At 69.6% G+C, this 15,104-nt stretch carries 11 protein-coding genes and 1 pseudogene; 7 read left to right on the top strand and 5 right to left on the bottom strand.

The annotated features are described in order from the left end of the window. The first annotated feature begins 8 nt into the window (after positions 1-8). Together hrcA and grpE are read left to right on the top strand one after the other, a co-directional pair. Complete coding sequence (gene hrcA, locus YU1_RS0111390; protein WP_029004174.1) at positions 9-1,109, top strand: heat-inducible transcriptional repressor HrcA; 1,101 nt, start codon at positions 9-11, stop codon at positions 1,107-1,109. An 84-nt stretch (positions 1,110-1,193) separates the two neighbouring features. Further along, positions 1,194-1,823, top strand: coding sequence for a nucleotide exchange factor GrpE (gene grpE / locus YU1_RS0111385; protein ID WP_029004173.1), 630 nt, complete (start codon positions 1,194-1,196; stop codon positions 1,821-1,823). 84 nt (positions 1,824-1,907) lie between these two features. Here grpE and YU1_RS0111380 read toward each other — a convergent pair whose 3' ends face one another. Both YU1_RS0111380 and YU1_RS0111375 read right to left on the bottom strand, forming a co-directional pair. Continuing rightward, positions 1,908-2,855: a hypothetical protein gene (locus YU1_RS0111380; RefSeq protein WP_029004172.1), complete on the bottom strand. Its 948-nt coding sequence runs from the start codon at positions 2,853-2,855 to the stop codon at positions 1,908-1,910. Positions 2,856-2,940: 85 nt separating this feature from the next. Further along, positions 2,941-3,570, bottom strand: coding sequence for an alpha-ketoglutarate-dependent dioxygenase AlkB family protein (locus tag YU1_RS0111375; protein ID WP_035715000.1), 630 nt, complete (start codon positions 3,568-3,570; stop codon positions 2,941-2,943). A 223-nt stretch (positions 3,571-3,793) separates the two neighbouring features. On the opposite strand from YU1_RS0111375, the gene YU1_RS0111370 reads away from it, so the two are divergent. Next, positions 3,794-4,174 (top strand): DUF1236 domain-containing protein, encoded by a 381-nt coding sequence (locus YU1_RS0111370; protein WP_029004170.1) that lies wholly within the window; start codon positions 3,794-3,796, stop codon positions 4,172-4,174. A 146-nt stretch (positions 4,175-4,320) separates the two neighbouring features. Here YU1_RS0111370 and pncA read toward each other — a convergent pair whose 3' ends face one another. Next, positions 4,321-4,980 (bottom strand): bifunctional nicotinamidase/pyrazinamidase, encoded by a 660-nt coding sequence (pncA, locus tag YU1_RS0111365; protein WP_245263298.1) that lies wholly within the window; start codon positions 4,978-4,980, stop codon positions 4,321-4,323. Between the two features lie 353 nt (positions 4,981-5,333). Here pncA and YU1_RS0111360 point away from each other — a divergent pair, with 353 nt between their 5' ends. Continuing rightward, positions 5,334-6,299 carry an alpha/beta hydrolase family protein gene (locus tag YU1_RS0111360; RefSeq protein ID WP_051356764.1) on the top strand — a complete coding sequence of 322 codons (966 nt, stop codon included), beginning with the start codon at positions 5,334-5,336 and terminating at the stop codon, positions 6,297-6,299. Between the two features lie 61 nt (positions 6,300-6,360). On the opposite strand, the gene YU1_RS0111355 is transcribed toward YU1_RS0111360, so the two are convergent. Beyond that, the gene (locus tag YU1_RS0111355; protein WP_245263297.1) at positions 6,361-7,074 is read right to left on the bottom strand and encodes an alpha/beta hydrolase; all 714 of its coding nucleotides are present in this window, start codon (positions 7,072-7,074) and stop codon (positions 6,361-6,363) included. Positions 7,075-7,653: 579 nt separating this feature from the next. Between YU1_RS0111355 and dnaK the strand changes: the two are divergent. After that, positions 7,654-9,567, top strand: a pseudogene (gene dnaK / locus YU1_RS0111350) (molecular chaperone DnaK); the annotation flags it as partial. 455 nt (positions 9,568-10,022) lie between these two features. After that, positions 10,023-11,180, top strand: coding sequence for a molecular chaperone DnaJ (gene dnaJ, locus YU1_RS0111345; RefSeq protein WP_029004165.1), 1,158 nt, complete (start codon positions 10,023-10,025; stop codon positions 11,178-11,180). Between the two features lie 88 nt (positions 11,181-11,268). Here dnaJ and YU1_RS34230 read toward each other — a convergent pair whose 3' ends face one another. Further along, complete coding sequence (locus YU1_RS34230) at positions 11,269-11,406, bottom strand: hypothetical protein (RefSeq protein WP_210163762.1); 138 nt, start codon at positions 11,404-11,406, stop codon at positions 11,269-11,271. Between the two features lie 125 nt (positions 11,407-11,531). On the opposite strand from YU1_RS34230, the gene YU1_RS0111340 reads away from it, so the two are divergent. Then, on the top strand, positions 11,532-15,020 hold the full coding sequence (locus tag YU1_RS0111340; RefSeq protein WP_280790713.1) for an indolepyruvate ferredoxin oxidoreductase family protein: 3,489 nt from the start codon (positions 11,532-11,534) through the stop codon (positions 15,018-15,020). Positions 15,021-15,104: the final 84 nt, after the last annotated feature.

Here is a 15,104-nt window from a genome sequence, read left to right as displayed (position 1 = left end):
GCCGCGCCGTGCCGATAGAACCGATCATCTCGCCTTTCTCCGCCGCGCTCGCGCAGATCGACGAGCGCTCGCGCGAGATCTTCCGTCAGATCGTAGAAAGCTACCTGGCTACCGGCGAGCCCGTAGGCTCGCGCAACATCGCCCGCCTCATTCCCATGACGCTCTCCCCCGCCTCCGTGCGCAACGTGATGGCGGACCTGGAGGCGGCGGGCCTGATCTATGCGCCCCATACCAGCGCCGGGCGCCTGCCCACCGAGCGCGGGCTGCGCTTCTTCGTCGATGCGCTGCTGGAGATCGGCGACGTCACCGAGCGCGACCGCCGCAATATCGAGGCCCAGGTGGCCGCCGCGGCCAAGGGCCATACGGTGGAAGGCGTGCTCCAGGAGGCCTCCGCGCTGCTTTCGGGGCTCGGGCGGGGAGCCGGCGTGGTGACGGCGATGAAGACTGATCCCCGCCTCAAGCATGTGGAGTTCGTGCCGCTCGATCTTGGGCGCGCGCTGGTGATCCTGGTGTCCGAGGACGGGCAGGTGGAGAACCGCGTGCTGCCGCTGCCCTCCGGCCTGCCCGGCTCGGCCCTGGTGGAGGCGAGCAATTTCCTCAACGCCCACATCCGCGGCCGCACCCTGGGCGAGGCGCGGGCGGAGATGGAGACGCTGCTGGCGGACCTGCGCCGCGAGCTCGACGTGCTCACCGCCCGCGTGGTGGAGGAGGGCCTCGCCTCCTGGTCCGGCGACGCGCCGGCCGAGCGCAAGCTGATCGTGCGCGGCCAGGCCAAGCTGCTGGAGGACCTGCACGCGCTGGAGGACCTGGAGCGCATCCGCCTTCTGTTCGACGACCTGGAGAGCAAGCGCGACGTGGTGGACCTGCTCGGCCGGGCCGAGGAGGGGGATGCGCTGCGCATCTTCATCGGCTCGGAGAATAAATTGTTCTCCATGTCCGGCTCCTCCACCATCGTCGCGCCCTATCGCGACGGGCAGGGCCGGGTGGTCGGCGTGCTCGGCGTGATCGGTCCCACGCGCCTCAATTACGGGCGCATCGTCCCCATGGTGGACTTCACCGCCCGCGTGGTGAGCCGGGTTCTCGGCGCGCCGGGCGCCGACGCCGCTTGATTTTTCGGCCCAACGCACCGATATGCGAGGCGAATTGTGGATATGCGGCCGTCACGGGCGGCCGGTGGGAGTGAGGAAGAGCGCATGAGCGATCAGGGTAGCGCCGCCGGCGAAGAGAACCGCATCAACCTCGCGGTCGATCCCGAGCGCGCCGAGGTCAATCAGGGCGAGGGGCAGGCGGAGAACCTCCAGGTGGAGAAGGAACGCCTCGAAGCCGAGGTGGCGTCCTTCAAGGACAAGTATCTGCGCGCCTTTGCCGAGGCCGAGAACATCCGCCGCCGGGCCGACCGCGAGATCGCCGACGCAAAGGTCTACGGCATCGCCTCCTTCGCCCGCGACGTGCTGAACGTGGCCGATGATCTGTCCCGCGCCCTCGCGGCCGTGGACCAGCAGACCCGCGACACCGCCGAAGGCGCGCTGAAGGGCCTCATCGACGGCATCGAGCTGACCGAGCGCAGCCTGCTCAAGGGCCTGGAAAAGCACGGCGTGCGCAAGGTGGAGCCGGTGGGCGAGAAGTTCGACCCCAACCTGCACCAGGCCATGTTCGAGGTGCCGGACCCCGCGGTGGCCGCCGGCACGGTGGTGCAGGTGGTGCAGTCCGGCTTCGTCATCGGCGACCGCGTGCTGCGCCCGGCCCTGGTGGGCGTGGCGCGGGGCGGCCCGAAGGCGGCCCCGGCGGCGGATGCGACCGCGGGCGAGAATTCCGCCTCCTGAGGCGATCTGGTCCAAGTTTTTGCGAACACATAAAAATGCCGCCCGGTGGGGCGGCATTTTTCGTTTCCGGGCCGGGAGCGGCGTTCAGCGCGGCTCCGCGCCGCCGGTCTCCACGCCGTCGCGGATGGCGCGCAGGCGGGAATAATAGTCGGCAAAGGCATCCGCCTTCACCACGCCCATCATGCGCATGTAGCCATTGGTGCCGAAGCGGACCCACTGGATGATCTTCACCTCGGTGCCGCTCGCCCCTTCCTTGGCGTTGGCCATCACCTCGAAGCCCGGCATGTTGTTGATGCGCAAGGGTTCCGCGCGCTCGATCTTGAGGTCGCGGAAGCCCGGCGTGGTGGTCAGCGTGCGCACGGCGAAATTGGCGCGGTCGTCGTCGCGCGGGGCGCCAGCGGCCACCGAGACCACGAACAACGGCTGGGCCGCGGCGTCGAACTCGGCCTTCGGGCCGTCGGTCAGGAAGGCCGCGCTGTTGCCCAGCACCCGCAGCACCCGGAAGCCGCCGAGGTTGGTGAGGTGGAAGGGCAGCGTCTTCATCTGCTCCTCGATGGTCGGCGGGGTGCGGAAGGCGAGCGTGGCGAGGGTGGCGCGCACCACCGGGTCCGGCAGGCTGGCGGCATTGGCCTCCGGCACCTGCACGGTGACGAGGGCCGTGCCCTTGGCCGAGCCGGCCAGCAGCACCCACTTGCGCACCGAGATCGGGCCGGCGGTCTGGGTGCCGGTGACGAACATGGTCTTGGCGTCGGGAACGGCGAGATTGTCGCGCGATTCCACGGCGATGCCCTTGGTGCCCAGCGCCGCGTCGGTGAAGCCGGCGGCGACCTGCTCATAGGCTTCCGGCGGCATCTCGACGATCAGGATGGAGGCCGACTTGGCGCGGTCCTCGAAGCCGGGGAAGGTGGTGGCCTCGGTCATGCCCTCCGGCGGCACGAGGCCCACCAGCGAGCCGCGGGGAAACACCGCCTCCGCCGCGCAGGCGAGACCCGCGGAGAGCAAGAGCGCGGCAAGGGCCAGCGGCAGACGCATGGGAGGCTCCTGGATGTCCGCCCGGGCCGGGTCGGAAAAGGGTTGGAACGACTGGATTTCAAACGGTTCTGGGTGGCAAAGCCGGCTAAACCGTGGCGCTGGGGGTAACCCGGCGCAGCGTCAGGTTGATGCGTCCGGCCGCGCCGAGCAAGGTGGAGGAGCCCGGCAGGATGCGGTCCACCCCATGGAAGGCAAGGCGGCTACGGCCTGAGAGCAATACCGCGTCGCCCGAGGCAAGCCGCACCGAGTGCGTTGATTCGGAACGGTTTTCGCCACCGATGCGGAACAGGGCGGTGTCGCCCAGCGAGAGCGAGAGCACCGGGGCGGTGAGGTCCTGCTCGTCGCGGTCCTGGTGCAGGCCCATGCGGGCCTCGGGGCCGTACCAGTTGATCAGGCAGGCTTCCGGCGGGGCGGGGAAGCCGGTCAAGGCGTCCCATAGGGCCAGCAGGCGGGCGGGGATCGCCGGCCAGGGCTGGCGGGTGTCGGGATGGAAGGCCTGGTAGCGATAGCCCGAGACGTCCGCCACCCAGCCCAAAGGCCCGCAATTGCTCATCTTCACCGACAAGGGCTTGCCGGAGCGGGGCATGGCGGGGGCGAACAGGGGCGCCGCTTCCAGCACCGCCCGCACGTCCGCCAGCAGGGCCTCCTGGGCCGGGCGGTCGAGATAGCCGGGCCACCACAGGCAATCGGGGGCGATTTCAAGTCTCTGCGGCAAAGCCGAAGTTTCCTTCCCAAAAGTGTGCCCGAGGGCGGGCATTCTGTTTTGAACCGGGCAATAAACACCTGTCTTCGCTCGGCATTCGGCATGAAAAGCGGAGGGTTCGCAAGGCGGAGAATGCGGTCGGAATAAGGTTTTGCGAAGCGCGAGCGTCGCCCACTGGAACGTGTGGCGCCGCTCAACGTTCTGGATGCTGATGAAACCGGAAGGGAGACTTCCCATGTCCCATCGTCTTATCGCCGCGGCGGCTCTTGCCGCCCTCGTCGGCCTTCCCGCCGCCGCCTCGGCCCAGACCGCCGTCATCGTCACCGAGCCGCAGGCGGTGGTGGCCGCGCCGCAGGGCTATGTTGTGGTGAACCCCGATCAGACCGCCTACATCCAGCGTTACGTGGTGGATCATCCCGCCCCGCGCGCCAGCTTCACCACCACCTATCGCCCGGCGGTCGGCACCGAGCTGCCGTCCGGCGTCGCGGTGCAGACCTTCGCCCCCGGCAGCTACGGCGGGTTCGAGGCGCAGCGCTACGGCTACATCCTCACCGATACAGACCAGACCGTGCTGGTGGACCCGACCACCCGCCGCGTGATTCAGGTGCTCCCCTGAGGGGAATCTGAACGGACTGACAGACTGTCATCGACACGGACTTCCCCGCGATTGACACCATAAGACACCGTGTCTTGCGACACGTTTTCGCCGGACGGCGCGACGGGACCCGCTCCCCGCCGCGTCGCGGCACGGGCAAACTAGCCTCAGCCGGCCAGATCGGCCATGCGCACGCTGTGCACCCCGGCCCGGGCCATGTCCTCCAGCGCGTGATGCAGCGAGCCATGGGTGTCGATGGCCCGGCAGGCGTCCTCCACCACCGTGGTGCCGAACCCGTCGCGCGCCGCGTCCAGCGCCGACCAGGCGACGCAGAAGTCGAGCGCCAATCCCATCAGAACCACATTGGCGATGCCCCTGGCGCGCAGATAGCCGGTCAGGCCGGTGGATGTGCGGCGATCCGCCTCATAGAAGGTGGAATAGCTGTCCACCCGCGCATGGTGCCCCTTGCGGATGATGAGCTGGGCATGGGGAACATCCAGGCCGGGGGCGAAGTCGGCGCCCGGCTCCCCCTGCACGCAATGGTCCGGCCACAGCACCTGCGGCCCGTAGGGCAGGGTGATGACGTCGAACGGCGCGTGGCCGGGATGGCTGGAGGCGAACGAGATATGCCCGGCCGGATGCCAGTCCTGCGTCAGCACCACGGTCTCGAAACGCCGGGCGAGGCGGTTGGCCAGCGGCACCACGGCGTCGCCGTCCGGCACCGCCAGCCGTCCGCCGGGCAGGAAGTCCACCTGGAGATCGACGATGACGAGCGCCGTCGAAGGGGCGCGGGCGGCGTCGCTGGGCACGGCGTGCGTCTCGGGCAAGGGCGGGGCTCCGGCGGAGGATCGGGGCAGGATCCTAGAGCGCGATCCGATCAGATTGAATCAATCTGATCGGTGAATCGCCCTCTATCACTTTGATAGCGCCCCGGACGGCGCCTGTTAAAGGCGCCCCCGGCGACGGGGCGGAATGCGGGGCAGAGGCGGTGCGGAAGCGCATCGCATGCGTGCCGCCGGCCAGCTCGGGCTGTCATGGGCGGGGGTGGACGGCCATTGCGAATTGCGCTTCGGGGTGGATAGCCGTCATCAAAGGTCCAGCGTCTTCCCTTATCGGCTGGGGGAACGCACCCGCTGCCGGTAGGGTGCGTGGTCACGATACTCCGATTTAGACCTTGCTCATGATCCGCAGCCTGCTCGCCACCTTCCTCTTGTTCACGGGCTCCTTCGGTGCCACGGCCGAGGATGCCCGGTTTCATGCGGGCGTCATTCGCGCAACCGTTGTCGGGGAGCCGTCGTTCGACAGCCTCTATTGGTATCCCACGCCGGTCGATGAGACCCCCTGGCAGGCAGGTCCGTTCACCATGCCCGCGACGCGGAATGCGCCGGTGGCCGACGGAAAATTCCCGTTGCTGCTGCTGTCGCACGGCGGCGGCCTGAGTGGCGGGACGCCGCTTCTCTTACGGGAACTCGCTGCCAACCTGGCGCGGCGAGGTTTCGTTGTCGTCGCGCCGTTCCACGGCAAGTCAGGCTTTCAGGAGCGCTCCAGACAGATGAAAGGCGCTCTTGACGCGGTACGGGCTGATCCGCGGCTCGGTGCGCATACCGATGCGTCAAAGATCGGAATGGTGGGATTTTCACTTGGGACAGCCGTCACCTTGCAGCTTGCCGGCGCCGTGCCCAACCCTGGACATCTGGCCGCTTACTGCGCAGCGCATGCGCAGGACGTGATGTCATGCTCCCATGCGCCCGACGGCCGAAATGCTCCCGATCCCGCGCTGTCTCACGCGGCAGGTGCCGCGCAGCCAATCATGCCGCCATTGAAGGCGATCGCGCTTCTTGACCCATATGCCGTTCTGTTTCAGCGCCCGGAGCTGGAGGCGGTCACGATGCCGGTCCTGATTTTCCGACCGGAGCAGAGCGCGCTTCCGGCGGAGCCCAACGTCGTCGCTCTGACCACCGCGCTCCCGCGTCCTCCGGACGTCCGGTCTGTTCCCGGCGGACACTTTGTGTTCGTCGATGTCTGCCCGGACAGTCAGATGTCGAGCAGCGGAGATGTCTGCAAAGACCCGCCGGGGGTGGATCGAACGGCAGTTCATCGCGCGGTCGAGGCGCAATTGGGCGATTTCTTTCGCCAGCATCTTTAGGGCGGCCCCGCGCGGCGGGAGGCGGGCCGGGGTCACGGCGCCGTCCGGGGAGCGGGGGCGGTCACCGGGCGGCGAAGCCGGCGACGGCGGACACCACCTGCCCGTCGATGCCGTTGAAGCCGTGATGGGCGCGGGCCTCGCAGGGGTCGCCCTCCGTGCTGCCGCCGTCCAGCCAGACCGCCTTGGCCTTGCCGTGCGCCCAGGCGAGGAAGGGCTCCACGCCGGCCGGCAGGGTCTTGCGGCAGCCGTCCTGGCGGTGCGCGATCACCAGGGTCGGCGGCAAGGCGGCGGGCGAGCCGAGGATGCGCATCACGTTGTCGGGGTCGCCCGAGGCATCGCTGAGGAAGCCCGAGGTCAGCACCAGCCGCGTCGGCCGGGCGCCGGCGGCGATGCCGCGCGCGGCCCGCTGGGTGCCCCGGCTGGTGCCCACCAGGGTGGTCGGGCCGAAGCGGGACATCATCTCCACCGCCGCCGCGACATTGACGCCGCCCTCGGGGACGAGCACGGCGAACCCGCGCGCCGCATAGGCCTGCCGGGTCCGCACCAATTGGTTGCCGCCATGGGCGATGCTCCCGTCGCTGCCGACGCCGATGACGCCGCTTCCCCCGGCGAGCAGGATGATGCCGCCGCGCGGCCTGGGCGGCGTGAGCAGCGCCGCTTGGACGCCCCCCACGGAAACGCCCGTCACCTGGACCTCGGCGGCATCGGCCGCGCCGCAGGCCAGGACCGACAGCAGGACGAGGGGCGACAGCAAAACGGCGACGATCCATTTCATGGAAGCCTCCTGCGGGATGGACGTCTCCTGCGGGCCTTGCGTCCCGCCGCATGCGGACGAACCGGAACGGAGAGTGCGGCAGCGGGGCACCGCCTTCAAGCCCGTTCGTGGGCGCCGCCGCCCTCCGCCCCGCGTGGCGGGGCGTGCCGTGGGGCGGGCGCCGGGGGGCACGGCCTCTCCCGGTGAGGACGCGGCGATCCTGGCCCCCCGGCGCGGCGGCCGGAGCCCGCCCCGCGCCGGCCCGCCGGGGCGGGGGCGGCATGGCGGGACCCCACCCGCCACGGGACCTGCGCACGGTATCGGGGGAGGGCGAAAAATCCGTCCCTCGCGGCCGCCCGCGAGCCGGCGGGAGGGCTTGCGGGCCCTGGCGCGGCGGGGTTCCCGCGCGCGGGCTCGCGGGAAATTGAAAAACCGTCCCCGCCGCATTGCCGCACGCCTTGCGGCGCTACCGGCGCCCCCCTATATCGGCCTCGAACGCTGTAGCTATACGGCGTACCCCAATTACCATGGGGGTCGGCGGAAGGCGCGGGAAGGACTCCGCGCTTTTCCCTTGCGGGCGCTTCCCGGCCCGGCCGACCTGCCGACAAGGAGAAGTACATGTCCAAGATCATCGGCATCGACCTCGGCACCACCAATTCGTGCGTCGCGGTGATGGAGGGCGCCAGCCCGAAAGTCATCGAGAACGCCGAGGGCGCGCGCACCACGCCGTCCATCGTCGCCTTCACGGAAGACGGCGAGCGCCTCGTCGGCCAGCCGGCCAAGCGCCAGGGCGTCACCAATCCCGAGCGCACCTTCTTCGCGGTGAAGCGCCTGATCGGCCGCCGCTACGACGACCCGACCGTCGAGAAGGACAAGAAGCTCGTCCCCTATTCCATCGTGCGCGCCGACAATGGCGATGCCTGGCTTGAGGCGGACGGCAAGAAGTATTCGCCCTCGCAGGTCTCCGCCTTCATCCTGCAGAAGATGAAGGAGACCGCCGAGGCGTTCCTGGGCGAGAAGGTCGAGAAGGCGGTCATCACCGTCCCGGCCTATTTCAACGACGCCCAGCGCCAGGCCACCAAGGACGCCGGCAAGATCGCCGGCCTGGAAGTGCTGCGCATCATCAACGAGCCCACGGCGGCCGCCCTCGCCTATGGCCTCGACAAGAAGAATTCCGGCACCATCGCGGTCTATGACCTCGGCGGCGGCACCTTCGACGTGTCGGTGCTGGAGATCGGCGACGGCGTGTTCGAGGTGAAGTCCACCAACGGCGACACCTTCCTCGGCGGCGAGGACTTCGACATGCGCCTGGTGAACTACCTGGCGGATGAGTTCAAGAAGGAGCAGGGCATCGACCTGCGCAACGACAAGCTCGCCCTCCAGCGGCTGAAGGAATCCGCCGAGAAGGCCAAGATCGAGCTGTCGTCCGCGACCCAGACCGAGATCAACCTGCCCTTCATCACCGCCGATGCGTCGGGCCCCAAGCACCTGACCATGAAGCTGACCCGCGCCAAGTTCGAGGCGCTGGTGGAAGACCTCATCCAGCGCACCATGGAGCCTTGCCGGCTCGCGCTGAAGGATGCGGGCCTCTCCGCCGCGCAGATCGACGAAGTGGTGCTGGTGGGCGGCATGACCCGCATGCCCAAGGTCCAGGAGATGGTGAAGCAGTTCTTCGGCAAGGAGCCCCACAAGGGCGTCAACCCGGATGAAGTGGTGGCCATCGGCGCCGCGGTCCAGGCCGGCGTGCTCCAGGGCGACGTGAAGGACGTGCTGCTGCTCGACGTGACCCCGCTGTCGCTGGGCATCGAGACGCTGGGCGGGGTGTTCACCCGGCTCATCGACCGCAACACCACGATCCCGACCAAGAAGAGCCAGGTGTTCTCCACCGCCGAGGACGGCCAGACGGCGGTGACCATCCGGGTGTTCCAGGGTGAGCGCGAGATGGCGGCGGACAACAAGGTCCTCGGCCAGTTCGACCTCATGGGCATCCCGCCGGCGCCGCGCGGCGTGCCGCAGGTGGAAGTCACCTTCGACATCGACGCCAACGGCATCGTGCAGGTCTCGGCCAAGGACAAGGGCACCGGCAAGGAGCAGCAGATCCGCATCCAGGCCTCCGGTGGCCTCAACGACGCCGACATCGAGAAGATGGTGAAGGACGCCGAGAGCCACGCGGCGGAGGACAAGAAGCGCCGGGCGCTGGCGGAAGCCAAGAACCACGGCGAAGCGCTGGTCCACTCCACCGAGAAGGCCCTCGCCGAGCATGGCGACAAGGTCGGCGCGGCCGAGAAGGGCGCCATCGAGACCGGCCTGACCGAGCTGAAGGCCTCGCTGACCGGCGAGGACGTGGACGCGATCCAGGCCAAGACCCAGGCGCTGGCCCAGGCCTCGCTGAAGCTGGGCGAGGCCATGTACGCGGCCCAGCAGGGCGGCGAGCAGCCGGCCGGCGCGGCCAAGGACGACGTGGTGGACGCCGAGTTCACCGAGGTGGACGACGACAAGAAGAAGTCGGCCTGATCGGGGCTGGCGGCCGCGCGGCCGCCGCCCCCTCAATCCCGCTTCCGGCTTCGGCCGGGAGCGGTTCTGTTTCTGCAACGTGTGCCCGCGCCTCGGGTCCTGCGTCCGGCCGCTTCCGGCGCGGTGTCCGCGAGCCCGACGGCCCCGGCGCCGGCCGGATGGAACCGGATGCGGCGGGATGGATGTGGAATGCTTCCATCCGAACGCATCGCGCTCTATAGGACGGACCGTCCGGCGGCTCAGGCCGGCCGGGCAAAGCGCCCCGCGGGCGCCGCCTTGTGCGGCAGTGGCGTGTGGCGTTCGTGTGCGGGGCCGGGTTTGACGCGGCCCGCATCTTTGAAGGGCGGGGCCGGCTTCCGGCGGCGGTGGGCCGGCCGCGCGGGCTGATGGAGAGCCGCAGGCGCTGAAGCCCGGCTTCGGACGGCAGCCTGACCGGGCGACGGAAAAGCGAGACCATGGCGAAGCGTGATTATTACGAAGTGCTCGACTGTGATCGCGGCGCCGACGAGACGGTGCTGAAGGCTTCGTTCCGCAAGCTGGCGATGAAGTGGCACCCGGACAAGAATCCGGGCGACCCCGAGGCCGAGATCCGCTTCAAGGAGATTTCCGAGGCCTATGAGGTCCTCAAAGACCCGCAGAAGCGCGGCGCCTACGACCGCTTCGGCCATGCCGCCTTCGAGAATGGCGGCGGCGGGGGCGCCGGCTTCAATGCCGATTTCGCCTCCACCTTCGCCGACATCTTCGACGATCTGTTCGGCGGCACCATGGGCCGGGGCGGGCAGCAGCGCGGCGGCGGCGGCGGCGGTGGTGGCCGGGCGCGCGGCGCGGACCTGCGCTACAACATGGACATCACGCTGGAGGAGGCGTTCGCCGGCAAGACCGCGCAGATCAACATCCCCACCTCCATCGCCTGCGAGGTCTGCAACGGCTCCGGCGCCAAGGCCGGCACCCAGCCGAAGACCTGCCGCACCTGCAACGGCGCCGGCAAGATCCGCCACGCCCAGGGCTTCTTCACGCTGGAGCGCACCTGCCCCTCCTGCCAGGGGCGCGGCAGCGTGATCGAGGACCCGTGCCCCAATTGCGGCGGCGCCGGCCGGGTGACGCGCGAGCGCAACCTCCAGGTGCAGATCCCGGCGGGGGTGGAGGACGGCACCCGCATCCGCCTCGGCGGCGAGGGCGAGGCCGGCATGCGCGGCGGGCCGGCGGGCGACCTCTACATCTTCCTGTCCATCGAGCCGCACCCCTTCTTCCAGCGCGAGGGCGCCGACCTCTATTGCCGCGCGCCCATCTCCATGGTGACGGCGGCGCTGGGCGGCACCGTGGAAGTGCCGACCATCGGCGGCGAGAAGACCAAGGTGAAGATCCCGGACGGCACCCAGTCCGGCAAGCGCCTGCGCCTGCCCGGCGCCGGCATGCCGGTGCTACGCTCGCGCTCCATGGGCGACATGTATGTGCAGGTGGTGGTGGAGACGCCGCAGAACCTCACCAAGCGCCAGAAGGAGCTGCTGGCGGAGTTCGAGGGCCTGTCCTCCTCCGAGACCCATCCGGAATCCAACGGCTTCTTCGCCAAGATGAAGGACTTCTTCCAGGGCGCCGGCAGCGACGGCGAATAGCGCCGCGCGGCACGGCCCGAGGTCCTCTCCCGCTTGCGACGGGGGGAAAACCCTCTCCCGCTTGCGGGGGAGGGAGGAGCCGGGGCGGTCAGCCTGCCCGGCCCGCCCGCGGCGAGGCGGCGAGGCTGAAGAGGATCGGCAGGGCACGCGCCGCCGCTCCCGCATCGCACCCGTTCCAGTTGCGATGCACCAAAATTCGCCAGGCCTGCTTTTGCGGCAATTTCATTTCACAATCCTTCCAAACAACGAAATTGCCGGGGACCCCGCCCCGTGTCAGCCTGAGACCCATGCGACCTGCGGCGTAAGACCGCTCGGCCCGCCCTCCGCCCGGGGGCGCCAGACGTGTCGCCAATGGAGGCGCGGATGGCACTCAAATCGGTCTCCCTGAAGGACAAATACGACCTCGCCCAGGAGCAGGTCTTCGTGTCCGGCACCCAGGCCCTGGTGCGCCTCGCCCTGATGCAGAAGGCGCGCGACCGCGCCGCCGGGCTCAACACCGCCGGCTATGTGTCGGGCTATCGCGGCTCCCCGCTCGGCGGGCTCGACCAGCAGTTCGGCCAGGCCGGAAAGCTGCTCAAGGCCAACGACATCGTCTTCCAGCCCGGCCTCAACGAGGACCTCGCCGCCACCGCGCTGTGGGGCTCGCAGCAGGCCGAGCTGCGCGGCGAGGGCCGCTATGACGGCGTGTTCGGCCTCTGGTACGGCAAGGGGCCGGGGGTGGACCGCTCCGGCGACGTGTTCCGTCACGCCAACAATGCCGGCACCTCGAAGCATGGCGGCGTGCTCGCCTTGATGGGCGACGACCACACCTGCGAAAGCTCCACCACCGCCCACCAGAGCGAATTCCACTTCGTGGATGTGATGATCCCGGTGCTGAATCCGGCGGGCGTGCAGGAGATCCTCGACTACGGCCTTTACGGCTGGGCGCTGTCGCGCTTCGCCGGCACCTGGGTCGGCCTGAAGGCGGTGAAGGACACGATCGAATCCACCGGCGTCGTGGACGGGCGCCTCGACCGGGTGCGCATCGCCCCCGTCGCCGACTTCCGCATGCCCGACGGCGGGCTGAACATCCGCCTCATCGACACCCCGGTGGCGCAGGAGGAGCGGCTCCAGGAATACAAGCGCGACGCCGTGCTCGCCTTCCTGCGGGCCAACAAGCTCAACCGCTTCATCACCTCCGGCGGCGCCCGCCCGCGCATCGGCATCGCCACCGTGGGCAAGAGCTATCTGGACGTGCGCCTCGCGCTCGACGAACTGGGCATCGACGAGGTGCGCGCCAACGACCTCGGCCTGCGCATCTGGAAGCTGGCCTGCCCCTGGCCGATCGAGACCGAGGGCCTGCGCGAGTTCGCGCGCGGGCTCGACCTGATCATGGTGGTGGAGGAAAAGCGCTCGCTCATCGAGGTGCAGGTGCGCGAGGAATTGTACGGCTCGCTCAACCAGCCGGTGTGCATCGGCAAGAAGGACGAGGAGGGGCGCTGGCTGTTCCCGGTCAAGGGCGCGCTCGACCCCAACGACATCGCCATCCAGCTCGGCAAGCGCCTGCTCGCCTATGGCGACATGCCGGACATCGCCGCCCGCGTCGCCCAGCTGGAGGAGGCGCAGCGCGTGCTCGCCGCCACCGCGGATGTGGCCACCCGCATCCCCTATTTCTGCTCCGGCTGCCCGCACAACACCTCCACCAAGGTGCCGGAGGGCATGCGGGGCTCGGCCGGCATCGGCTGCCACTACATGGTGCAGTGGATGGACCGCGACACCGTCGGCTTCACCCAGATGGGCGGGGAGGGCGCCAACTGGATCGGCGAGGCGCAATTCTCCAAGCGCCCGCACGTGTTCCAGAATCTCGGCGACGGCACCTACAACCACTCCGGCTACCTGGCGCTGCGCGCCGCCTGCGCCGCCAAGGTGAACGTCACCTACAAGATCCTGTTCAACGACGCCGTGGCCATGACCGGCGGGCAGCACCACGAGGGCGACCTCACCGTGCCGGTGATCGCCCGGCAGGTGGCTGCCGAGGGCGTGGAGCGCCTCGTGCTGGTCACCGACGAGCCGGACAAATACGCCCCCGGCATCGCCTGGCCCGCCGGCATGACCATCCACCACCGCGACGAGCTGGACCACGTCCAGCGCGAGCTGGCCGCCATCCCCGGCGTCACCGTGCTGATCTACGACCAGACCTGCGCCTCCGAGAAGCGCCGCCGCAGGAAGCGCGGCCAGTTTCCCGATCCCGATAAGCGGGTGATCATCAACGAGCGGGTGTGCGAGGGCTGCGGCGACTGCGGGGTGAAGTCCAACTGCGTCTCGGTGCAGCCGCTGGAGACCGAGTGGGGCCGCAAGCGCGAGATCGACCAGTCCTCGTGCAACAAGGACTTCTCCTGCGTCAACGGCTTCTGCCCCTCCTTCGTCACCGTGCACGGGGCCAAGCCCCGCAAGGCGGCGGGCGCGGCCGCCGGCATGGGCGATCTCTCCCCCCTGCCGGAGCCGGCGCACCCGGAGATCCACGGCACCTACGGGGTGATCGTCACCGGCGTCGGCGGCACCGGCATCGTCACCATCGGCGCCATCCTCGGCATGGCGGCGCATCTGGAGGGCAAGGCCTGCGGCATGATCGACATGGCCGGCCTCGCCCAGAAGGGTGGCGCGGTCTACAGCCACATCCGCCTCGCCGAGAAGCCGGAGGACATCGCGGCGATCCGCGTGCCGGCGCGCGGCGCCGACCTCGTGCTGGGCGGCGACCTGGTGGTGGCGGGCACCAAGAAGGTGCTGGCGGCGGTGAAGCCCGGCGCATGCCTGGTGGTGGTGAACACCCACGAGGTGCTGCCGGGCGACTTCACCCGCAACGCCGATTATTCCCTGCCCACCGAGCGGCTGAAGCGCGTCATCGCCCAGACCGCCGGTGCTGAGCAGACGCATTTCATCGAGGCGACGCGCCTGGCCACCGCGCTGTTCGGCTCGTCCTTGCCGCAGAACATCTTCCTGGTGGGCTATGCCTATCAGTTCGGCGGCCTGCCGCTTTCCGCCGAGGCGATCCTGAAGGCCATCGAGCTGAACGGCGAGGCGGTGGAGATGAACAAGGCGGCGTTCGACTGGGGCCGCAGGGCCGCGCACGATCCCGCCGCCATGGCCGCGCTGCTCACCCGCCAAGCGGTGGCGAGCGATGCCCGCCGGCTGTCGCAGTCGCTCGACGAGATCATCGCCCGCCGCGTCGCCGCGCTCACCGCCTATCAGGATGCCGCCTATGCGGCGCGCTATGTGGCGCTGCTGGATCAGGTGAAGGCGGCGGAGGCGCAGCGCGCCCCCGGCCGCTCCGACCTCGCCGAGGCGGTCGCCCGGAACTTCCACAAGCTCCTGGCCTATAAGGACGAATATGAGGTGGCGCGGCTGTTCGCCGACGGCGCCTTCCAGGCCCAGGTGAACGCCGCCTTCGAGGGCGACCTCACTTATGAATTCCACCTCGCCCCGCCTCTGTTCGCCAGGGTGGACCCCAACACCGGCGAGCCGCGCAAGCTGCGCTTCGGCCCGCGCATGATGACCGGCTTCCGCCTGCTGGCGAAGCTGAAGGGCCTGCGCGGCACCGCCTTCGACCTGTTCGGCTACAGCGCCGAGCGGCGCACCGAGCGGGCGCTCATCAGCGATTATGAGGCGACGGTCGCCGGCCTCGTCGGCGCGCTGACGCGGGAGAACCACGCCACGGCGGTGGCCATCGCTTCCATCCCGGAGAAGATCCGCGGCTTCGGCCCGGTGAAGGTCCGCCATCTGGCGGCAGCCAAGGCCGAGGAAGCGGCGTTGCTGGCCCAGTTCCGCACCCCGCCGGTGGCCCCGGCGCAGGCAGCGGAATAGTCAAGCGCGCCGGGGGATGGCGCGAGCCCGCCCCGATATGCGACCGCACTCCCTCTCCCGCGCAGCGGGGGAGGGCGGGGGTGG

Origin of the sequence: Azorhizobium doebereinerae UFLA1-100, assembly GCF_000473085.1 — a bacterium.
Lineage (GTDB): Bacteria > Pseudomonadota > Alphaproteobacteria > Rhizobiales > Xanthobacteraceae > Azorhizobium > Azorhizobium doebereinerae.
The sequence above is the reverse complement of the archived record's forward strand: the minus strand, read 5'-3'. Positions and strand labels throughout refer to the sequence as shown.